Source organism: Bradyrhizobium sp. 142 (assembly GCF_023074015.1).
Lineage (GTDB): Bacteria > Pseudomonadota > Alphaproteobacteria > Rhizobiales > Xanthobacteraceae > Bradyrhizobium.
This window is the reverse complement of the sequence record NZ_JADPKQ010000180.1, coordinates 1-20,945: the sequence shown is the minus strand read 5'-3', so window position 1 is coordinate 20,945 and position 20,945 is coordinate 1. Positions and strand designations below refer to the sequence as shown.

At 61.7% G+C, this 20,945-nt stretch carries 20 protein-coding genes and 1 pseudogene; 10 read left to right on the top strand and 11 right to left on the bottom strand.

All coding sequences use genetic code 11. From position 1 onward, the window contains the following. The 3 genes and pseudogenes from IVA82_RS16730 to greA all read right to left on the bottom strand — a co-directional run. A pseudogene (locus IVA82_RS16730) lies at window positions 1-135 on the bottom strand (IS110 family transposase); the annotation flags it as partial. A gap of 317 nt (window positions 136-452) precedes the next feature. After that, a complete protein-coding gene (locus tag IVA82_RS16725; RefSeq protein ID WP_256469662.1) occupies window positions 453-1,559 on the bottom strand; it encodes a CapA family protein in 1,107 nt (368 codons plus the stop codon). Between the two features lie 81 nt (window positions 1,560-1,640). Beyond that, window positions 1,641-2,147 (bottom strand): transcription elongation factor GreA, encoded by a 507-nt coding sequence (greA, locus tag IVA82_RS16720; protein WP_247384075.1) that lies wholly within the window; start codon window positions 2,145-2,147, stop codon window positions 1,641-1,643. 289 nt (window positions 2,148-2,436) lie between these two features. Between greA and IVA82_RS16715 the strand changes: the two genes are divergently transcribed. From IVA82_RS16715 to IVA82_RS16705, 3 genes are all read left to right on the top strand, one after another. Beyond that, complete coding sequence (locus IVA82_RS16715; RefSeq protein ID WP_247384073.1) at window positions 2,437-2,877, top strand: archease; 441 nt, start codon at window positions 2,437-2,439, stop codon at window positions 2,875-2,877. Window positions 2,878-2,967: 90 nt separating this feature from the next. Next, on the top strand, window positions 2,968-4,326 hold the full coding sequence (locus tag IVA82_RS16710; protein ID WP_247493414.1) for an RtcB family protein: 1,359 nt from the start codon (window positions 2,968-2,970) through the stop codon (window positions 4,324-4,326). A gap of 283 nt (window positions 4,327-4,609) precedes the next feature. Further along, window positions 4,610-5,113, top strand: a complete 504-nt coding sequence (locus IVA82_RS16705; protein ID WP_247384082.1) for an Hsp20/alpha crystallin family protein — start codon at window positions 4,610-4,612, stop codon at window positions 5,111-5,113. Between the two features lie 296 nt (window positions 5,114-5,409). On the opposite strand, the gene IVA82_RS16700 is transcribed toward IVA82_RS16705, so the two are convergent. Both IVA82_RS16700 and IVA82_RS16695 read right to left on the bottom strand, forming a co-directional pair. Next, entirely contained in the window at window positions 5,410-5,904 is a 495-nt protein-coding gene (locus IVA82_RS16700; protein ID WP_247384069.1) for a DUF892 family protein, read from the bottom strand. A gap of 167 nt (window positions 5,905-6,071) precedes the next feature. After that, on the bottom strand, window positions 6,072-6,485 hold the full coding sequence (locus tag IVA82_RS16695) for a hypothetical protein (RefSeq protein ID WP_247384068.1): 414 nt from the start codon (window positions 6,483-6,485) through the stop codon (window positions 6,072-6,074). A 390-nt stretch (window positions 6,486-6,875) separates the two neighbouring features. Between IVA82_RS16695 and IVA82_RS16690 the strand changes: the two genes are divergently transcribed. Continuing rightward, on the top strand, window positions 6,876-8,063 hold the full coding sequence (locus IVA82_RS16690; protein ID WP_247384066.1) for a site-2 protease family protein: 1,188 nt from the start codon (window positions 6,876-6,878) through the stop codon (window positions 8,061-8,063). A gap of 13 nt (window positions 8,064-8,076) precedes the next feature. On the opposite strand, the gene IVA82_RS16685 is transcribed toward IVA82_RS16690, so the two are convergent. Next, entirely contained in the window at window positions 8,077-8,769 is a 693-nt protein-coding gene (locus IVA82_RS16685) for an ABC transporter permease (protein WP_247384065.1), read from the bottom strand. A gap of 256 nt (window positions 8,770-9,025) precedes the next feature. Here IVA82_RS16685 and IVA82_RS16680 point away from each other — a divergent pair, with 256 nt between their 5' ends. From IVA82_RS16680 to IVA82_RS16670, 3 genes are all read left to right on the top strand, one after another. Then, a complete protein-coding gene (locus IVA82_RS16680; protein WP_247384064.1) occupies window positions 9,026-9,901 on the top strand; it encodes a hypothetical protein in 876 nt (291 codons plus the stop codon). A gap of 434 nt (window positions 9,902-10,335) precedes the next feature. Beyond that, entirely contained in the window at window positions 10,336-13,281 is a 2,946-nt protein-coding gene (locus IVA82_RS16675) for a transketolase (protein WP_247384063.1), read from the top strand. 180 nt (window positions 13,282-13,461) lie between these two features. Further along, window positions 13,462-14,160, top strand: coding sequence for a uracil-DNA glycosylase (locus IVA82_RS16670; protein ID WP_247384062.1), 699 nt, complete (start codon window positions 13,462-13,464; stop codon window positions 14,158-14,160). A gap of 147 nt (window positions 14,161-14,307) precedes the next feature. On the opposite strand, the gene IVA82_RS16665 is transcribed toward IVA82_RS16670, so the two are convergent. The 5 genes from IVA82_RS16665 to IVA82_RS16645 form a co-directional block, all read right to left on the bottom strand. Continuing rightward, the gene (locus IVA82_RS16665) at window positions 14,308-15,129 is read right to left on the bottom strand and encodes a phosphosulfolactate synthase (RefSeq protein ID WP_247384061.1); all 822 of its coding nucleotides are present in this window, start codon (window positions 15,127-15,129) and stop codon (window positions 14,308-14,310) included. Between the two features lie 13 nt (window positions 15,130-15,142). Beyond that, window positions 15,143-16,534 carry an MmgE/PrpD family protein gene (locus IVA82_RS16660; RefSeq protein WP_247384060.1) on the bottom strand — a complete coding sequence of 464 codons (1,392 nt, stop codon included), beginning with the start codon at window positions 16,532-16,534 and terminating at the stop codon, window positions 15,143-15,145. 271 nt (window positions 16,535-16,805) lie between these two features. Further along, entirely contained in the window at window positions 16,806-17,249 is a 444-nt protein-coding gene (locus IVA82_RS16655; protein WP_247384081.1) for a CBS domain-containing protein, read from the bottom strand. A 493-nt stretch (window positions 17,250-17,742) separates the two neighbouring features. Beyond that, window positions 17,743-18,465, bottom strand: coding sequence for a metallophosphoesterase (locus tag IVA82_RS16650; protein ID WP_247384080.1), 723 nt, complete (start codon window positions 18,463-18,465; stop codon window positions 17,743-17,745). 4 nt (window positions 18,466-18,469) lie between these two features. Next, entirely contained in the window at window positions 18,470-19,261 is a 792-nt protein-coding gene (locus IVA82_RS16645; protein ID WP_247384059.1) for a nucleotidyltransferase family protein, read from the bottom strand. A 464-nt stretch (window positions 19,262-19,725) separates the two neighbouring features. On the opposite strand from IVA82_RS16645, the gene IVA82_RS16640 reads away from it, so the two are divergent. The 3 genes from IVA82_RS16640 (at window position 19,726) to IVA82_RS16630 (ending at window position 20,588) form a co-directional block, all read left to right on the top strand. Next, the gene (locus IVA82_RS16640; protein ID WP_247384058.1) at window positions 19,726-19,908 is read left to right on the top strand and encodes a hypothetical protein; all 183 of its coding nucleotides are present in this window, start codon (window positions 19,726-19,728) and stop codon (window positions 19,906-19,908) included. A 37-nt stretch (window positions 19,909-19,945) separates the two neighbouring features. Further along, entirely contained in the window at window positions 19,946-20,206 is a 261-nt protein-coding gene (locus tag IVA82_RS16635) for an amidase family protein (RefSeq protein ID WP_249815294.1), read from the top strand. A gap of 121 nt (window positions 20,207-20,327) precedes the next feature. Further along, window positions 20,328-20,588 carry a hypothetical protein gene (locus IVA82_RS16630; RefSeq protein ID WP_247384056.1) on the top strand — a complete coding sequence of 87 codons (261 nt, stop codon included), beginning with the start codon at window positions 20,328-20,330 and terminating at the stop codon, window positions 20,586-20,588. Window positions 20,589-20,945: the final 357 nt, after the last annotated feature.

Below are 20,945 nucleotides of genomic sequence, written 5' to 3'. Positions count from 1 at the left end.
TGCTTCTACCTGGCCGCGTGACCACTTCTGCCGCAACACGATTGCGCCGCGCTGATCGTGGCCCACGATGTGGAACGAGTTCTTGCCGATATCGATGCCTATCACGGCGATCGCTGAGCTGAGTTTCTGAGACATGGCGTGCTCCTGTCTTGGGCGCCCCTTGCCAGCTTGTCGTGCTGGCAGGGCCGGAGCACGGCCGGACCATCCCATTAGCAGAATCTGCTCAGCCGCCTGGAAGAGTATCCGGGCCCCAATGAGCGGGAGCAAATCGAACGTCTCCTTGAAGAGGTGGATGCCCGATTGAACGCCGTGGACAGACCGGATCGGCTTTGAAGCCCACACTCGATCAAGAGCGGTCCCAGCGTGATGGCTTTGATCCGAGGGCAGTATCGCTTGGCGGCAGGTGATGCCGGGGATCAGGAACGATTCACTGCCAACGCTCCGGGTACTGCTCACGCGTACCGCAGCTGCAAGCAGCCGGATTCGTCGAGTGTTATACTTGCGTTGAGGTATCGGCTCTCGCGATCCAGCATGTCGCGCAACCACTGCCTGTCTGCTGGCGCAGCGCGGTTAAGCCGGAATTTGCGTAACTGATATGGCAGCATAGTTAGGCTGACGAGCATGCCATCGGCGACCCGCAACTGCGGCAGATAGAGAAGAACCAGATCGTCGCGAAACGCCTCGTAACCTTCAATGCCCTCATAATCGCTAATCAAATCGCCGCAGCCATAAAGAATCAGGCGGCCACGATAGACCTCGATCCCCTTGGCGTGGTGCGAGGAATGTCCGTGTATCAGATCCGCACCGGCTGCATCGACCAGGGCATGGGCGAAGCGACGATGCTCGGGCGGAATAGCATAGCCCCAATTGTCGCCCCAATGGATCGAGGCGACAACCAGGTCGCCGGCCTTTCTGCTCGCCGAGATCTCCTTCCCGATCCTCCGGGCCGTATCCGCCGAGAAGTCCGGGAGCACGTTGACTCCGGCGCGGTCGGATCCAGCGCGCCAGGCCGGCGGCACGCCGCTGTCCGTAGCAGCGCACGCATAAACCAGCACGCGGCCTTTGCCCGTCACTGACACCAGTCCCGGCGCACACGCATCGCGCAGATCGAGGCCTGCGCCAGCGCTCGCAATTCCGGCCGCGCGGACCGCATGGAGCGTATCAATAAGTCCTTGCTCTCCCCAGTCCAGCACATGGTTGTTGGCGAGCACGCAGCAATCAATCTTGCCGTCCAACAAGGAAGCGAAATTCTCCGGACTCATGCGGTAGTTGATACCTTTCGGCGCAGGCGTGGCGCACCGTGTCACGCTTGTTTCCAGGTTGACGATACGCACGTCCGGCTGATGTTCCTGCAAGTCGGGCAGCGCGTCGCCCCACGGGTACGAAGGCTCGACATGGCGCGGGATAGGTCCATTCACCCGCTCTGCGAGGGCGAGGTACTCCGTCGCCGAGCGCATGATGGGCTCATACAGGACGGGTTCGCACGGCCACGGCAACAGCTGATCAATGCCGCGGCCCATCATTACGTCCCCACAAAGGGCAAGCGAGATTATTGCCATGTTGACCGGCTCGGCCCGCTTCTCTCTTCGCGGCCAGCACGACATTCTGCCGCGGAAACACATCGGACTTCGGCCGCAGCTTCACGCCCGCTCTCGCCGCTTCCGGCTATGTTCAAACCACTCCACTTGTCGCACCCTGTAGGACTTGGCGCCGCCTGGAGTCTCGACTGCCACGATGGCCCCTTTGCTCTTTCCGATCAGTGCCTTGGCGATCGGCGAAATCACCGAAATCTTGCCCTTGCTCGGGTCGGCTTCCGGCTCGCCGACGATCTGCCAGACGCGCTTTTCGCCGGTGTCCTCGTCAATCAGTGTTACGGTTGCGCCAAACTTGATCGTGTCGCCGGAAAGCCTGGACACGTCGACGATTTCGGCGCGCGCGAGCTTGTCTTCCAACTCGGCGATTCGAGCCTCATTGATATCCTGCTCCGCTCGCGCAATCTGATATTCCGAATTCTCGACCAGATTGGGATCGTCGGCGATCGCCTGCTGAACGCGTTGAACAAAAGCAAGTCGCACGACGCGAATGCGGTGCCTCAGCTCATCTTCAAAGGCGGCGTGACCCGCGGCCGTCATGGGAAGCTTTGTCATCGCGATTCCTGGACAGGTTCACACATTTACGCCGGTGGCGCAGTTCCCCCTCGCAAAATCGGGTTTGCGCCAAGCCGCCGCGCCTGACGCTGCCAACGGGGCGCGAGGAGATAGGTTCCATTATCCGTGAATTGCCGTTGCTCTTTCCATTCCGCAGACTGCGGCGGGGCAGCCGCGTCCAAAGGCAACCAATCGCGCCGGGACTTGTTTGGACAGTGCGGAACGGACGATCGACACTGTCCATTTCTTGTTCAGTACGATCTGAAGTACCTGGACTGAGAGCTGCACAATGAGAGCACCGCCAGCAGCTCGGGGCGCTGGTCTCGCCGGTTTCGAAATTCTCGAGCATCCGGCCGATGCAAAACTGCGCGCGCGGGGGACGACCCTGGAAGAGCTGTTCGTCCATGCCGCAGAGGGGCTGATGAGCTACTTGTTCGGCGACGCGACCCCGCAAGCGCAACCGGGGCAGACGGAGACGATCCGGATCGATGCTCCCGATCTCGAGGCTCTGCTGGTCGACTGGCTTTCGGAGTTGCTTTACCGCGCCACCGCGGAACATCGCGCTTATGCCGATTTCCGCATCATTGAAATTTGCGAGCATAAGCTGATCGCAAGCGCCCGCACTGTTTCCTCTGAAGCAATCGACGACATCAAGGCGATCACACACCACGAGCTTTCGATTCGCAGACAGAACGGCGGTTGGGAGGCTAGCATCGTCTTCGATATCTGATTGGAGAACGCCATGCGCGCCATTTCACCCGCCGACCTCAAGCAGACCGGCCCCTGTACGTGGGACATCCCGCGCAGCTTTCGCAATGACATGCGCGCGACCGCGCGGCTGTTCGCGGATCAGCCCATGCTTGACCATCTGTTTGGCGAGCGCGCGCTGGAGCAACTCGTCAACATGACCACGCTCCCAGGTGTGCAGGAACCAGCGCTGGCAATGCCAGACATCCATCAGGGATATGGTTTTCCGATCGGCGGCGTCGCCGCGATCCGCGCCGACGAGGGTGTCATTTCCCCGGGCGGTGTGGGCTACGATATCAACTGCGGTGTGCGCCTGCTGGCAAGCGAGGTATCGCACGGCGAAATTCGGGACCGTCTGCCGGCGCTGGCAACCCAGATCCAGCGAGACGTTCCGACTGGCGTCGGCCGCGCCGGGCGGATCACGCTCGACGAACACGCGATGGATCTGGTCCTCAATACTGGATTGCGCTGGGCGATCGGGGCTGGCCACGGCGACGAGGCGGATGCGGAAGTCGTCGAGGAGCGCGGCTGCCTTGCGGCGGCGAACGCCAACACCGTTCCCGACCGGGCGAAAAAGCGCGGCGCCGATCAGCTTGGCACGCTCGGGGCCGGCAACCACTTTCTTGAATTGCAGCGCGTCGAGCGGATCTACGATCAAGAGTGCGGTCGGGCGTTCGGTCTGTTCGAGGACCAGGTCACGGTGCTGATCCACACGGGCTCGCGCGGACTTGGGCATCAGACCTGCACCGAATACGTACGTCGAATGGACGTTACGATGGCGAACTACGGCATCACCCTGCCCGACCGCGAACTATCCTGCGCGCCATTCCACTCTCCCGAGGGGCAGGATTATTTTCATGCCATGGCCGCCGCGGCCAACTTCGCCTGGTGCAACCGCCAGGTCATCACGCACGAGGTGCGTGATGCATGGAAGCGGGTGCTGGGGAGCAACCAACCGCTCGCTATCGTCTATGATGTTTCACACAACATCGCAAAGCTCGAAGAGCATCGAGGTGTGCCTTGCATCGTGCATCGCAAGGGGGCAACGCGCGCCTTTGGGCCCGGCCACCCGGAACTTCCGGAGCGCTATCGCACGACCGGCCAGCCGGTCTTCATTCCGGGTTCGATGGGGACTGCGTCCTACGTACTCGCCGGGACCGAAACCGCGATGCGGGAGTCCTTCGGATCCGCCTGCCACGGCGCCGGCCGGGAGCTTTCCCGCCACAAGGCAAAGAAAACGATCAGCTATGACCAGCTCCGCGCGAGCTTGCGCCTCGCCGGAATCGAAGTTCGCGCGGGGTCCGCCAGAGGGCTGATCGAAGAGGCGCCGGAGGCCTACAAGGCGGTGGACGAGGTTGTCGATGTGACGGCGCAGATCGGGATCGCCCGGAAGGTCGCACGACTACGTCCAATCGCGATCATCAAGGGATGATTGCCGCATGGATGGTTGGAACAGACTCTGACCAGAACGCGTGAGCGCACTCGGCCATGCATAGCAGCGCCAACGTAAGGGGACGTGTTCCGATTGTCGCGGCTAGCGTACGCGGAATCGACGTAGTTTTGGAACGCAATCAGATGGCCTCTGTTTTGCAGATAACCTTTGGCTGCCGGCGCGCGAGACACTTCCATCGCGCGACAGCGCATTGGCGACACGCAGCTTGGCGCGGCCTGACCAGGGCGAAACAAGCAACACAAATCAAGATGGAGGGATTAACATGGCTGGAGAGACCAAATTACCAGTTCGCAGCGAATCCGCCGGTGGTGTCACGGAATGGCGTCCGTTTGAATCGTTCCGTCGCGAAGTCGATCGCATGTTCGATGATTTCATGGGCGGCTTCGGACGGTTTCCGTTCCATTCGGTTGCGCGGGAAGAGCTTCCATTCGTGAGCTCGCCGCCTGTCGACGTGGTTGAGAAGGAGGATGCATTTCAGATCACCGCCGAGCTGCCCGGTATGGACGAAAAGGACGTCGAGGTTAAATGCACCGACAGCACCCTGACGATCAAGGGTGAGAAGAAGGTAGAAAAGGAGGAAAAGAAGCAGGATTACTATGTTTCCGAGCGCCGCTTTGGCTCCTTTCAGCGGGCGTTCCGTATCCCCGAGACCGTTGATCCGGGAAAGATCGACGCCGCCTTCAAGAACGGTGTGCTGACGTTGACGCTTCCGAAGACCGCCGAGGCGCAGAAGCGCGAGAGAAAGATCGTGATCAAGAACTCCTGACCGATCGGAGCTCGTCCGAGACGGAGCCTAGCTGACTCCTTCGCACCGGGATCGCTCGTGACTGCTATGTCCCCGACGATCCCAACATCAGCGCGCCGGCACCCCCACGCGCCTTGGGAGCGCGAGACCAAGGCTTGTCGCCGATTGCGCTGCACTTCCGCAGTCGACCTTGTCGCCGCTTAACATGCCCTGTCAGGTTCCGGAAGCTCCACCAGCCAATCGGCAAGCGATTGAAGCACCACCGTCGTGTGGCACTCGGAGAAGAGCGATCCTTTCGATCAGTGCGGATAATCGGCCTAAGCCGCGATCGCGTCCTGATTGATCTCGGTCTTTGCAAGTCTGGTCAGCAATTCATCCATCCGTTTTTCCTGCTCGAGGCTATTGTGCAGTAGTCGCTGGTCTTCGCGAAGCTCAAGCTGCCCAGCAAGCGCGGCCGCGGTCCCGTAAGCTGCGATTTCGTAGTGCTCGACTTTCTGCGCCGAGGCGATAATGCCAACGTCCCGAAGGCTGTCCTCTTTCAAGACTTCGAACATCTTCTCGGTCTCGTTGATAAGCGCCTGCATGGCTTGGTCCGTACCTAGCTGCTGGTCGGCTCCGTGTTTTTGCAACATCGCTCGTAGCCGCTCTGCTTGCACGATCGTTTCTCGTCCATGTTGCTCAAGAAGAGCCCTCAGCGATGCATGAGATGAGGCTTCGGCCATACGCAGCAGCGCATTCTCAAGCTGCTGTTCGACGCTGACCAGCTCATGCAACTCGGCAATGTACATCTCCTTTAGATCATAGATATGCATGGTCGAGCTCCTATGCTGGTTCCAGTCAAATCCTCGACCGCGCGAGCCCAATGGCTCGCCAAGGCTACCGCTACGCAGGGCGCAGACCCATCCTCCGATCGACGCTGGAGGCGAGATGCTCAAGGCTCGGGGCCACCTCGACGGGGTAAAAGGCCCATCCGACGACGTCACAAGGCTGATCCCAACTCCAATTCCATCGATCGGCGCCTTTTCCCGCGCAAACGCGAGAAGCGCGGCTCTGACAGTTGAGGACCGGCATCGTTATCCTTCGCAGGAAGCTGCAGCACCATCGCCGTCTGTCCAACGCGCAGCCTGGAAACAAGAACTACCTTGCCATTTGCGAACTCCAGGGCGTCATGGTGTGTGTCCGTCGCGCGCTGATTGATCTTTCGGAAACGCGCCAGACGTGCCCCAACGCTGCCAAACCGCATTCCCGGGAACAGCATTGCAAAGGGATGATGACATGCAGCATCCCCGCTGAAGGCAAGCTCGGTACCCGGCGAGAGGCAAACGGCCACTCCCGCCTCGCCAACCGCCGAGAATCCGCGCGTCGGGCTGCCCGGGAATTCGCTCGTGATCAACAGATCTCCTGCTCTTGCGGGACGCGATCGGACGGCATGCAGGCTGTAGTCACACATTTTGATAACGCTCCATGCTTGTAGTTGGCCGGCCGCTTTATAGTTGGCCGGCCGCTTTAGCTTGGACACCGGGGCGCGTTGCATCTCCCACGAAAACGCCCCGTCGGCGGTCGCGTTCCCGTACGAGGGGATGGAACGGAACACTCTTTGTCCGCCATTGGAACGGCGCTTCAGAAGGGCGGTTGACACGACGACTTAAGCAAAACTCCAATGGACTTATCGGCGAAACACGCCACCGGAGTTCTTCCGACGGATGCGGAGGTGGCGGAGCTGTTGCACCGCTAACAATTACCGGAAGCGAAGCGGGCGCGCTCACGTAAACGGACCAAAGCAATGTTTCTTCACCGCATCAAGGTTCTCACGCTTGCCGGTTTCTCGGTGTGGGTCGATGCGTCGTGGCTGATCCTGGCGGCACTATTGACCTGGACGTTGGCGCTCGGCGAGTTCCCCAGTGTCGCGCCGAACTTGTCTGCGGCGACCTACTGGTGGATGGGTCTTGCCGGCACGATCGGTCTCTTCATCTCAATCGTTCTTCACGAGCTTACCCATGCGCTGATTGCGCGGCGCTACGATATGCCAATCACCGGCATCACGCTGTTCATCTTCGGCGGGGTGGCGGAACTGCATAATGAGCCGAGCAGCGCCAAAGCGGAATTCTTCGTGGCAGTAGGCGGTCCGATCACCAGTCTGGTACTTGGCGCCATCCTGCTGCTGGCCGCAGAACTCGGACAGGATTCGCTGTCGCCGGCGGTATCCGCTGTCATCAACTACATCGGCGCTCTCAACTGGATTCTCGTGCTGTTCAATATCGTGCCGGCCTTTCCGCTGGATGGAGGCCGGGTGCTGCGTGCCGCACTCTGGGGCTGGACCAACGACTTCGGCCGCGCGACGCGCATTGCCGCGGCGGCGGGCGAGTTCTTCGGTGTAGCCATGATCCTCTATGGCATCCTGGAGTTCACCATCGGAAACATGATCGGAGGCATTTGGCTGTTCTTCATCGGATTGTTTCTGCACGGCGCGGCCGGTGCTGCGCGGCAGGAGCTTGCGATCCGCCGCACCTTCGCGGGGCTTCCCGTGTCGGAGCTCATGCAGCGCAATCCAATCGGGGTGTCTCCAGATCTTTCGATCGCCGGCCTAATCGAACACTATTTCTACCGACACTATTTCAAGGCCTTTCCCGTGCTGCGCGATGGAGAGCTCGTCGGCTGCATCATGGCGAAGGATGTACGCAATCTACCTGGCAGGGCGATGCAGCAGCTTCGCGTCGCGGAAGTCATGCATCCGTGCTCATCGGAGATCATTGTACCTCCCGATCTCGACGCGCTGGATGCACTTGCAAAGATGCAAGGCGGCCGGCACAGCCGGCTCATGGTCGTCGACCACGGACGCCTGTCCGGCATCCTGTCGCTGTCCGATATGCTTGAATATCTTTCGCTCAGACAACAATTCGATCAAGACAAGCAGCATCCGTCGCGGGAGCAGGGCGCGGTGCCCTCGAAATATGGACACGCCGCGCGCTGAGAGGCCCTGCTGATCAGTCCAGCGTTTCGCGATAGGACCAGACCGCAACTGCGATAACGACCAGCGTAAAGAGAGCGGTCGGCCAAAGCTCGGGCGCGATCGCCGCTGCGCCGTTGCTCTTGAGCAGCACGCCGCGCACGATACGGATTGCACGCGTGGTCGGAAAAATCTCTCCGATCCACTGCGCCCAGACCGGCATGCCGGCGAACGGAAACATGAAGCCCGACAGCATGACAGAAGGCAACAGTGTGAACTGTGCGAGCTGCTGCGCCTGCATCTGGCTCGTGGCAATCGTGGAAAACGCAAGGCCGAGTGCCAGGTTGCTCGCGATGAAAAGCCCGAGCGCAAGCAGCAGGAGCGGGATCGATCCGCGGATCGGCAGATGGAACACGACCGAGGAGACGACAAGGATGAGAATGACCTGGACGTAGCCGATGACCACGTAAGGAACGATCTTGGCGAGCATGATTTCAATGGGCTTAACCGGCATCGCCATCAAATTTTCCATCGTGCCGCGCTCGCGCTCCCGCGTGATGGAAAGCGAGGTGATCAGGAGCGTCGACATCAGCAGCACGATGCAGGTTAATCCGGGCACGATGTTCAGCACCGTGAGCTGCTCGGGGTTGTAGCGCGCGCGGATCACGAACTGGAACGGCGGTGTCGCCGTCTGGATTTGCCGGGAAGAGACCGACCGACGGCTTCGCATAGCCGTACGCCTGTTCGTCAGAGGCAGTCGGCCATCGCCCAAGCACGATGCACAGTGAGGAACTCCATTCCATTCGACCCGTCGTCGCATGTGGGAGCCGCCTTCACCGAGCGTCGGTAGCTTGGAGGCCTGTTGCGAGGCTCAGTCCCTCGAAACGATAAATGGACCCGCAGCAAAGCGTTGTTCGTTCCTAACATTCTCGCAGCTTCACTGGCCTCTTGCGAGGAATTGCCAGCCGGAACTCAGGAACACGAGCGTGTGCATTCTGTTGAGTGCAAGACAGATCACGATTGGCTGCGATATGGTTCCTGTGCGACGAAGGCGCGGCGGCCCTCAGGCTGAGGTTTCGGAGGAGATCGTCGAAGAGGGCGACATCTATTTTGCCTACCGGCCGCGGATCGACGAAGACAGTGCCGAAGGCCTGGCCGACATCCAGCGCTTTTACATGGTGATGAAGCCGGAAGGACGGGCCCGGCTTCGCGCGGCGGTGCTCGGGCGCAAGCGACTGCCCGAGGCGCGCGATCATGAACGCATCTGGGGTTTCATCGAAGCGGTCAAGTCCGGCCCCGCCGTCGAAAACGAATTCCGTGAGCATCACTATGCGACCAAGACGCGCGGTGAACGCACGCCGCCACCGGTCCGGGCCGCCGGCGAAGGGGTCTATGCGCTGATCAAGCGCGGCCGCAATCTCCACTTGACCTATGAACTCGAACTGCCGCAGCGGTCCGGCGAGGTCCAGGAAGAGCTGAACATCGAGCGCCAGGCGGCGTACATTCTTTCCAAAGAACCCGGAGGCCGGGTCGCCGCCCGGCGCAGGACTGCCGGGCCGGGAACAGGCGCGCTACCCGAAATCGCTCGAACAGGAATTTCGCGGCCGGCGCTTTGCCTCGGAAGACCCGCATCTCCTCGACTACGAAGGCGCCGAGTGCATCCTGGTGGGCGCGCGCACCGATCCGGAGCGCGCCTATGCGGTCGATATCGAGACCGAACACGAGACGGCCCGCAGCGCCGACATCTTCCGGCAGCTCAGAACGTCGCCGCGCGAGCATCCGATCGACCCACTGACCAAAGGCGATTGGCAATAGCCGATGCGCCTCTGGAGCAAGGGTTCGAATTGGCGGAGGAACAGTGATGGACGTAGGTTTCATCGGACTCGGCGCTATGGGATCCGCCATGGCACGTCGCCTTATCGGATTTGGTCACCACGTGCTGGCGTGGAATCGCTCGCCCGGGCCAGCCGATAGCATCGTGCAAGCAGGCGGCATTCGCGTCGCTACGCCTCGGGACGCGCTTTCGGCGCCGGTTGCTATTACCATGCTGGCCGATGATAGCACCGTCCGCTCCGTGCTGCTCGAGCTCCGTGCTGCTCGAAAATGGCGCGTTGCGCGATTCTTTTCCCGGCGCCATTGCGCATGGCCACGGCGAGTCCGACTGGGCCGCTCTGGCCACCGCGTCGGCGCGACAAGCGAGTCTCGGCCATGGCGCCTGACGACATCGATCCAGGGGACCGGTTCGCTGTCTGTATTCTGGCGCCGCCCTCAGATGTTTGCATAACGGAGAGCGCGCATGAACCGGACGGTCGAACTTTTGACGCAGGGTCAGAGCTGCTGGATCGATGATCTCACCCGGCGAATGATCCGCAGTGGCGATCTGACGCGGCGGGTCGCCGAGGAAGGCCTGCGCGGCATCACGTCGAACCCTGCAATTTTCGAGAAGGCGGTGGCGGAGGGGGCTGACCATGACCAGGACGTCGCGCACGCGGCCGCGGCAGGCCGCTCCCCTGCCGGCATCTACGAAGAATTGATTTCCGCCGACGTGCGTGATGCCTGCGATATCCTGCGCCCGGTGTATGAGGAATCCGATGGCGTCGACGGATTCGTAAGCCTCGAAGTGTCGCCGCACCTCGCCCATAATACCGAGGCCTCGATCGAGGAGGCACGGAGGCTGTGGAAGCTGGTCGGCCGGCCCAACCTGTTCATCAAGATTCCCGGCACGCCGGCTGGGGTTCCGGCCATCGAGCAACTGCTGTTCGAGGGAATCAACGTCAACATCACCCTGCTATTCTCGATCGCCCGTTACGAGGCCGTGGCCGAGGCCTATCTGCGAGCACTCGAACGCCGGCTCGAGGCCGGTCGATCGATCAATCGGATCGCTTCGGTCGCAAGCTTCTTCCTCAGCCGCATCGATGTGCTGGTCGATAGGCTGTTGCGACAACGCATCGTGCCCGACCGCCCGCCTTCCGATCCCGACCCGCGCAGTCTTCTGGGCCGGGTCGCGATCGCCAATGCCAAGCTCGCCTACCGGGCATTCGGCCACATCCTGGAGAGCAATCGCTGGATTGCGCTCGCTGAGAAAGGGGCGCGTGTGCAGCGAATGCTGTGGGCAAGCACCAGCACGAAGAGCCCGAACTATCCGGATCTCATGTATGTCGAGCCTTTGATCGGCCCGATGACCATTAACACGATGCCGCGCAAGACCATCGCGGCGTTCCGCGACCACGGTACCGTGGGAGCCACCGTCACACGCGGCATGCCGGACGCCGAGCGCGTGATGGCGGATCTCGAGCGGACCGGCGTGCGGTTCGACCTGGTTGCGGCCGAACTCGAGAACGATGCGGTCCAGAAGTTCATCGATCCCTACGATAAGCTGCTCAATCAGATCGCCGCCAAAGGCGATCGCGCCATGGCATTCCGCGACCTGAATGACTTGCAGACTGAGGCTAGGCGGCTGCGGCGACTGGTGATCCGCATGACGACGGAAGCGGGTTCGGGCCACCCCACCTCTTGCATGTCGTGCGCCGACATCGTCGCGGCGCTTTTCTTCCGCGAGATGCGCTGGGACCCGAACGATGCGGCAGCGCGCAATGTCGACACGTTCGTTCTGTCGAAGGGCCATGCCGCGCCGATCCTGTGGGCCGCACTGCATGAAGCCGGCGCCATCAGCGAGGATCCGCTGTCGCTGCGCCGGATCGACAGCACGCTGGAGGGCCATCCGACCCCGCTGAACCCGTGGGTCAGGATCGCGACCGGATCGCTTGGACAGGGGCTTGCCGCGGCCAACGGGCTCGCGGTGGCGAACCGCCTGGACCACATCGATGCCCGTGTGTTCTGCCTGCTCGGTGACGGCGAGTGCTCGGAAGGCTCGGTGTGGGAGGCGGCGCAGTTTGCTTCGCTCAACGGCCTCGCAAACGTGACGGCGATCGTCGACGTCAATGGTATCGGCCAGAGTGAGGCGGCGCCCTATCACCACGACAGCAGCGTGTTCGCGCGCCGGTTCGCGAGCTTTGGCTGGCGACCCATCGAGATCGACGGCCACGACATGGCAGCAATCCTTGCGGCATTTCGTGCCGCGCACGACGGAGGAGGCCCGACCGCAATCCTCGCACGCACCATCAAGGGCAAGGGAGTCTCGTTCCTTGAGGGAGCCGATGGATGGCACGGCAAACCGCTCGACCGCAGACAAATGTCTGAGGCACTCGACGAACTGGGTGATGCCGGACCGGCGCCCGCCGTCGAGGCACGCCGGGTCGGCCAGGTGGCAGGCCCGCAGCCTGCGGCCACGGCGCCGTCGGCACCGGCGTATCGGCTGGGCGACAAGGTCGCGACCCGCGTGGCGTTCGGGCACGCATTGGAGAAGCTCGGCGCGGCGAATCCCGCCGTCGTGGCGCTTGACGGCGACGTAAAGAACTCGACCGGAGTTGGGGCGTTTGCAGCCCAATATCCGGATCGATTCTTCGAGAGCTTTATCGCCGAGCAGAATATGGTCGGTGTCGCCGTCGGCCTTGCAGCGGCAGGTAAGGTCCCGTACGCGTCGACGTTTGCGTGCTTCCTCACGCGCGCCTACGACTTCATCCGCATGGCGCAGTATTCTCGGCCCGCCCACCTCGTTCTTTGCGGCAGCCACGCCGGCGTGTCGATCGGCGAGGACGGTCCGTCGCAGATGGGACTTGAGGACCTCGCGATGTTCCGCGCGCTGATGGAGAGCACTGTTCTGTACCCGGCGGATGCGGTCAGCGCCGAGCGGCTGACCACGACGGCGGCGGACGCGAACGGCATCGTCTACATCCGGACCACGCGGCCGAAGACGCCGGTAATTTATCCCAACACCGAGGAGTTTCCGATCGGCGGCAGCAAGGTGTTGCGCGCATCGCCGCATGATCGGCTCACCGTGGTGGCGGCCGGCATAACCGTACACGAAGCGCTTGCCGCTTACGACATGCTCAGCGGGCGCGGCATCCCGATCCGCGTGATCGACGCCTATTCGGTCAAGCCGCTCGACGACGACACGGTATCGACAGCGGCTCGCGACACCGGGGGTCTGATCGTCGTCGAGGATCATGCGGTCGATGGCGGTCTCGGCGATGCGGTGACCGTTGCTGTTGGTGCGATTGCTCCGGTTTACCGTCTCGGCATCAGCCAGCTGCCGCGCTCCGGCCCTGGCCCGGCGTTGCTCGACCGCTTCGGCATTTCGCGCAGCGCAATCGAGCAGCGCGTGCTGCAGCTTGCGGCGTGACCACTGAGGGCGCTATGGCGCAAACGTAGCGGCGGCATTTGCGCCCGGGAAAGGTCAGGAAGGGACGATCGAAGCGATGTAGGATCACCCGGCGCTATCAGGAGTCCCTTTTCGAGGTGCGCGAATTTCTCACTCATGCCCGCTCTCGCTTCACTTGCCGCGCGCGCTTGAAAACTCGCGTTGGCAAGCGTCGGTTCCAAGGCGAATTTCACCGCCGGGCGCCTTCGAATCTGTTGGAAATCATTGGCGCGACAGCAGTTGATGGAATCGGAAATATGCATTGCCAGGTTTGGTGCAGCGATGGCCAAGGCGAGCGTGGGCAACACCAACACACACCTCGATCACCAACGTGTCGCACCTGAGGGCCGGTTTCGGCGACCGCGGCTGTACGTCGTTGGCGAGGCACCCGGCGCCGAGGAAATCGCGCAGGGCCGGCCCTTTGTCGGTCCGGCCGGCAGGGCGTTGCGCGAGATGCTGGACGAGGCTGGGATCGACCCCCAACAGGTACGTTTGGCAAACGCCATCCCTTTCCGGCCAATCGCATATTCCAGGGACCGCAAGCCACGCAATCGCAGCCCAACGATCGAGGAAGTCGATCACTATGGCGCAGCTGTGCTGACCGACATCCGGCGTTCCAGACCCGGCGTCATCGTTGCTCTTGGCAGCACAGCATCTCGCCTGTTTGGCGAATCGCAATCGATCCGCGTGACACGCAAGGCAAAGCTTCAATTCGAAGGCCATCCGCTCCGCATCACTTTCCACCCAGCCTATGTCCGCCGCTTTGGCGGACGTAACGGCGACGCTTGGGGTCAGGCGGTCGCCGATCTGCGCCGGGCTTGGCAAGAATCGGCTGCTCACCTGGATCCGAACCGTGCTTGAAGATTTCGACGAGGCAGGCCGGTGAGGAGCTGCGCTTCGTCGACCGCGATGTCACCTCGTGCCTTATCTCCCTCCCCTAGTTCCCGGGATGTTGACTGAAAGCGCTCTCCGCCGCGCTCATATCCGATCCGTCACCCGGTCCACCCATCAACCGGATAAATTCTGAATTCGACCCCATGTGCTCTTGGTGCCCCAGATTCCCGAGCGCAGCGCCTCGAGCTGCACGATCTGGCTGTGGTCAACGAACAGATTGACCTCGTTTCCGTAGTTCTTGACGTACCATTCGAATACCGGCGGGTCGGCGCCTTCGAACATCACCTTTTCGAGCCCGAGCTGATTGATGATGCGGGCGACCACATCAGTGCGCCACGTGCTCACGTTCTCGGTGATCCCTTCGCTTTCAATCATGATGATGTCGGCGCCGGCATCGAGCGCACGCTCAGCTTGCGCGATCAGCCAGCCGACATCCTTGGTGCCCTCGGCTGCGAGCTCCTCAGCCGACGTGCTGCCGCCAGCGCCGAACTGAATGCCCAGCTCGGGCTTCGCCTTCAGCCCCGCTTTTTTGACCTTCTGCACCAGCCGCAGCAGGCTATCGGTCGGCAAGCTGATGAAGCCCGTAGAAATCTCGATCACGTCAAAGCCAAGCGCCCTCGCCTCCTCGATGTAGCGATCGACGACGTCCGCGCCGAAGCGCATGACATTTTCGATCCAGCCGCCGGTTGAGACGTAAACATCATGATCATGTGCCAAGTTGTTGATCGACCTGACCGCCTCGGCCGGCATGAGCGCAAACGAACCGCCAGCATATTTGATCCCGTCGACATAGATGCCGACCGTTTCCAGGATATCGGCAAGATGGCGGGGACCATACGCGCTGTAATAGGGACCTCGGATCTCGGTGATCCCGATCCGCCGCGGCTTGGCCGAACGCGCCGCCCGGGGGATGAAGGAAAACGCGGTTTGTGCCATGGCTTCGTCCTCCTCAGAAATTTGTGCGCGCCTCGATGGGCGGGACTCGGATGTCGCCGAGGAGCGATGTGAGGGCCGCAACCGGGCGCTCATCCAGCGTTGCGATCACCTCGGCGAGTGCGTCGCGCTCGGGAGCGTTCGTAAAGGCGTACGTTACGCGATCGAACTTGCGGCGCGCAGCGGTCCAGTCAAATGGCCTGGTATGAAAGCCGTGATAATCGTCGCGCTGGGCACGAAACACGCTTCCGTCCTCCTGTTCGATTTCGAGATCGGCAGGGAGCCTGTGCGGGAACTGCGCTGACAGGCTCGAATCTGGCGTGACCGTCACCTTCCGCAGCAACATCTGGACGTCGGCGGCAGCGATTCGCTCCGGTGCGTATTGTTCCGGCTGCACTTCACCATCGATCAGCGCGACTGCCAGCATATAGGGCAGACTGTGATCCGCCTCCTCCTTGGTTCGCACAGTTCGCTTGTCGCCTTCCTCGCCACCGCCAATGATGCGATGGGCTACCGCGAACGTCTCGAGCCGGATTGCAGAGACTGCAGTTACCTCGAAGCCAGGGCGAGCACGAATGTCGAGCGCCGCGTCGAGCGCGGATTGGGCGTGGATCTCGGCATTGTGCCGTTTCACGATCGTTCGGCGCACGCCTTCCAGATCCTCTCGTCGCCAGTCAATCTCGAAGGGACCGGCGATCACCTCCTTAAATCCCTTGGTGCCCTCGAATACCGTTTCGGGTCCGGTTATTCCGCGGCTTGCGAGCAGCGCGGCGTGCGTCGCCGACATCGCTGTATCTGGATACGCTAGTCCCTTCCAGTGAGACAGCGCGCCCGTGCGCGTGACACGCAGCGCATTGTTGGCGGTACCGCTGATCGCTATCGCATGCGCGATCCGCGCGGACGGCAACGCCAGCGCCTTGGCCGCACCTGCAGCGGCCGCGTACGCCCCCTGTGTGGTATGATCAAAGCCCCTGTCGCGGACCGGAGCGACATCGCTTAATCGGGTGTGGATCTGGTAGGCGACAGCGAGCGCGGTGAGTAGATCGGCGCCACTCGCCTCCCGCATCTCGGCCGCAGCCAGGACTGCGCCGAGATTGTCGGATGGATGGCACGTCTCGCCAGCCGCGACATAGCTGTCCATGAAATCGAGGTAACGGCTGAGAGCGCCATTGTAGAACGCGGCGCGGTCCGGCGCAGTGCGGCCGCCGCCGATGAGCGTGGAGTACGGACGACCGCCAAGCTCGGTGACAAGGCCGCGGATCGTCGCGATTGGTGGAGCATCCAGTGCCCCGATGGCCACTCCGATCGTGTCCAGCACGCGAATTTTCAGCTGCTCCAGCGCCCGCTCGCTCAAGTCCTCCAGCCGGGCACTTTCCACAAAGCTTGCAAGCTCCTGTACCTCGGTCATCACTGCGGGTCCCTCGTCTCGATCCCCGCCGGGGTGCCTCGTCGCAATGCCGGCGGAAAGCCGCCACCTTGGCGGCAGGGGCTTTCGGGTGGCGGTCAGTCGCTACGTGCAGACTGGTTCGTCGCGGATCGACATTCCTTAAGCCGCCTGCCTGCGATGCAGTATCAACGTAACAGCATTGAGACGGTTGCAAAGCAGACGCGAGCGGCTATGAGCGCGCTTAAGCAGAATGACCAGTCGCGCTCGTCGGCGGGCCGCACGGATGCGATCGTTACGCCGTCTGGGCAGCTTGCGTGTGCTGGCCGCCGGGCCGCGAAATTTGCTGCAGTGAGGCTGCGGTTGCATCGCGTTCGTGGCTTCGCGCGATATCGCCCAAGGAAAGGATGCCCACCAACCGCTTTTGCCGATTGAGCACCGGCAGCCGCCTGACTTGAATATCGCCCATGTTCCAGGAAACCGTCTCAAGGTCCTGGTCCTCGAAGCAATATTTGACGTCAGGGGTCATTACTGCCTTGATCTGGGTGTCCGGTCCGCGGCCTTTTCCAAGCACGCGGATGGCGAGATCCCGGTCGGTGATCATTCCCACGAGATAATCACCTTCCGCAACCGGCAAGAGCCCAACGTCAAGCCGCGCCATCGCTTGGGCTACATCTCCTACCGTGTCCTCGGGTGTGCAAAGCTGAACGTCCGAGGTCATCACATCAGACACTTTCATGGAAATCCTCCGCTCTGATTGGCCTCCCGCACCCAGTGACATTTGGCGTTCCTGAGCGGCGGATGAGCCACCTGCGGCCGATTCCGGCTGCGCCTCCGGCCCGTCGTTAGGTTCGCTTGCGGCTTCCCGCTGCTGTGCGAGGCCTTCCTGCACGAGTTGTTGGTCCCCGAGCATCTGGCCAATGATCTGCTTCGTCTGCGCTTCGAGCTTTGTTCGAAACCTGGTCATGGCTTTCCTATCAGGTAAGGCGGCAGCTATGAGAATGTTTCCTTGTCAATCAGGAACTGAACGCAGAGCTCGGCGGAACCCTCCGATCTCCGCTTGAACGTCATGTTCCGCGGCCCCGACCAAGCCCACCTCAGGTCCAAGCGCATATCCGGGCGGCTTAGTCGGTTCCGGTGCATCAATCGATTGCGCAGCGGACATCCGCTTTCTGCATCATTCTCCGCCACTGGTCCTGCTGGACCCACCAATCGGAATCTGGATGCCCGGTTCAGACCTCGATCAGGGCATAGGGGCGACCGGTGGGCTTCTCGATTGACCGAGCGACGTTGTAGACCGGGGCGCCTCCGGGTGTGTGTCCCTCATAGCGGCCCCGATGAGCGTGGCCGTGCACTACCGCGCTCACCTTAAATCGATCGATCGTTTCGCCAAGACGTGATGAGCCGAGGAACGGAAGAATCTCCAGTGGCTCGCCCTCGACCGTATCGAGAATCGGCGCATAATGAAGGACGACGACAGCCTGCTTGCTCGCCACCGCGCGCATCGCATTCTCGAGGTGCGTCGCCTCGTTGATGGCTTCGGCCACCAAGGTCTTGACTGCGGCCTCGCCGAACGATGCAAGCATGCGACGGCCAAATCCGCCGATGAACCCCTTCACACCGACGAAGGCGACACCGTCGATCTCGTACGACTGTCCATTGAGCAGATGCATCCCGGCGCCCTTCAAAATTCTCTTTACGTCTTCCGTCTGCCCGGATTCGTAGTCGTGGTTTCCGAGCACGCCGACAACAGGAATCGAGCAAGCGCGCAAATCCTCTGCCAGAAGTTCCGCTTCGGACGGCTTGCCGAGGTCAGTTAGGTCTCCGCAAAGAACGAGCACCTGGGCCTTGGTCGAGAGCTCGGCAAAGAGCTCCCGAAAGGTCAACGTGCGGTCCTCCTTCACGTGGAGATCGCCAATGGCAGCGAACGTGAGCTTGTCGGATTCTGTGGACATCGCGCTACTCACTGTCCACGTCCGCGTCGACAAAACCCCACTCATCGATGGCCAGCTGATAATCGATCTGCGAGAACAGGCGGCCCCGACATATCTTCACACGCGGAGGAGGAAGCTCGAACTGGGTCTTCAGGCGGGCGACCAGTTCGTCCATCAGCCAGCGCGGCACGCAATCGCGCTCACTCGGGTAGGCCCAACGGAAATTGAGCAGGTGCGCCAGAAGAACCTCCCAATGCAATTCCATGTGGGCAAGCAGTCGCCGCCAATCGATTTGATCATGCTGCTTGAGAATGAGATGCGCAATATCCGCGCCGTCGTAACGGTGCCGCAGTTGGACGAAGGCCTTGGACCAGATCAACTCCGTCGGGGCGATAACGCGCATCAGCGTACCGAACACCTCAATGCGCGGCGCGGTGTCGAACCACTGATCCGTCACCGGAGCCATGCCATGCCAGAATGCGAAGATCACATCGAAAAAGTACTCATCCTGGAACACCTTGCCGAGCCAGCGCTCATCCTCGATTTCGACGGTATATCCCAGGTCGCGGAAGTGGTTTAGAATACGTGGATAATCACTCGGCTTGCAGACGATATCGAGATCCTTGGTCTCGCGCACCAAGCCGGTATAGGCGCTGAGCGCATACGTCCCGGCCAACAGAAACGGAAGGTCGAGCTTCGCGAGCTCGCGCAAAGCCCGCGCGTAGAATACTTCGGCGCAGGCCGATGGCGCGGTCGGCCCGGCGGCTGCATCGACCGTCTCTATGGATCCGGTGACTGGTCTGATTTCCTTCACCATGAAGGCTCATTCAAAGCTCAGTGGCTTCGGCCATGAGGATGCCTGTCTGACAACCGAATAGACCATGCAAGGTTCCCTCGGCCCGGATCCACCGGCAACAAGGGGCCGCGGGAAAGACCTGCGCCGCGCTGTCACGCCGGCGGTTGTCCGCGCTTAGCGTGTTCGAACAGAGTTTTCCGATCGCGCCTGTGACTTTCGTGCTCCCAGGCTGGATTAAATCGTTGGCTCTCGGCTGTCACTTTGTTGTTCGAGCCAAGGTGGCAGCGAGCGCCTTCCGCAGAGGCTCGAACGCCGCTTCATGCGAGATGAGCCGAGTCGCTTTCCGACATGAATATCATCGGTAAAATCCGAGAACGGCCTTGGTCTCGAGATATTCTTCCATACCCTCGAGGCCATGAGCGATCGATCCAGTTGCAGCCGGCGCTCGTGGTGCGCGGCTCCACCGCTGCCATCCGGAAGCAGCCATGAACGATCTGTCCATTCCCGCGCCGTCCGTCGGCATTCTCGAGCTGCCAGCCGTCGAGGCGATCGCAGAAATCTCGACGTCGTCGACGCTGCTATCGACAGGATCGAGGCAACAGATGCTGCGATCAACGCGATACCCGTCCGCTGCTCCGATGCTGCCCGCTCCGCGGCGCGCCGCCTGATGGACAAGGCGGCTGGCGGTGAAGGCTGGCCTCTGCTTTGCGGCCGCCGGCCGCCTTCTGTGGTGTGGCGGGTCTAAGGCCCACGCCTGGCCTTGTAGCGCGCAAGCCACTGTCCGATCCCTTCGACACCGTCTTCGTCGAGGGTCCGATGGCCCGGACCATCGCCGATCTCGCATTGATGCTGGATGCGATGACTGGTTTCCATGCCGCCGATCTGATATCGCGCGAGAAAAAGCATATGTCGTTCCAGAACGCGGCAGCACGACCTAACTGGGCGGCACGGGTCGCGAATTCCTAGGACCTTGATCTTCTACCGGTCGCCGGTGACATCCGATCGGGCTTCGGCCGCGCGATCAACCGGTTGCGGTGCGCCGGTTGCGCGATGACCGAGGCTACTCTCGACCTCTCCGGTGTACCCGGTGTCATCCGCGCGCTCCTGCCTCGCCTACCTTGCGACCTGGGGCAAGCATTGGCCGCAATCGCGCGCGAGCTTCACGCCTGAGGTTGCCGGCGACATCGGCTATGGCGAAAACCTGTCCGCCGCTGACATTGCAGGCGCGATGGCGGACCGGGCGGCGCTGTATCGGCGCGCCGTGAGCTTCTTTGCGGATTTCGATATCCTGATCTGTCCGACCACACAGGTCACGCCATTGCCCGTCGACGTCCGCTGGCCGACCTAGATCGATGGTCAGGCGTCCGAGACCTATATCGACTGGATCATGATCACTTACGTCTGGTCCATCCTCGGATGCCCCGCGCTCGCAGTCCCGGCCGGCCGCGATCGGAATGGCATGCCCGTTTCGTTGCAGATCGTCGGATCTCCGCACAGCGAGGAGCGGCTTCTCTCCTTTGCCGCCCGCATCGAGCAGGAATTCGAGCATGGCATATTTTGTGGGGGTTGACGCCGGCACGGGAAGTGCGCGCGCCGGTGTTTTCGATGAGCGGCCCGAGACATAGGTGACAAAACGTACCGGGCACATGGGTTACACTTTCCGCTTTTGTTCTGCGGGAGGTGTGGATGCCGTGGAAAGCGAGTT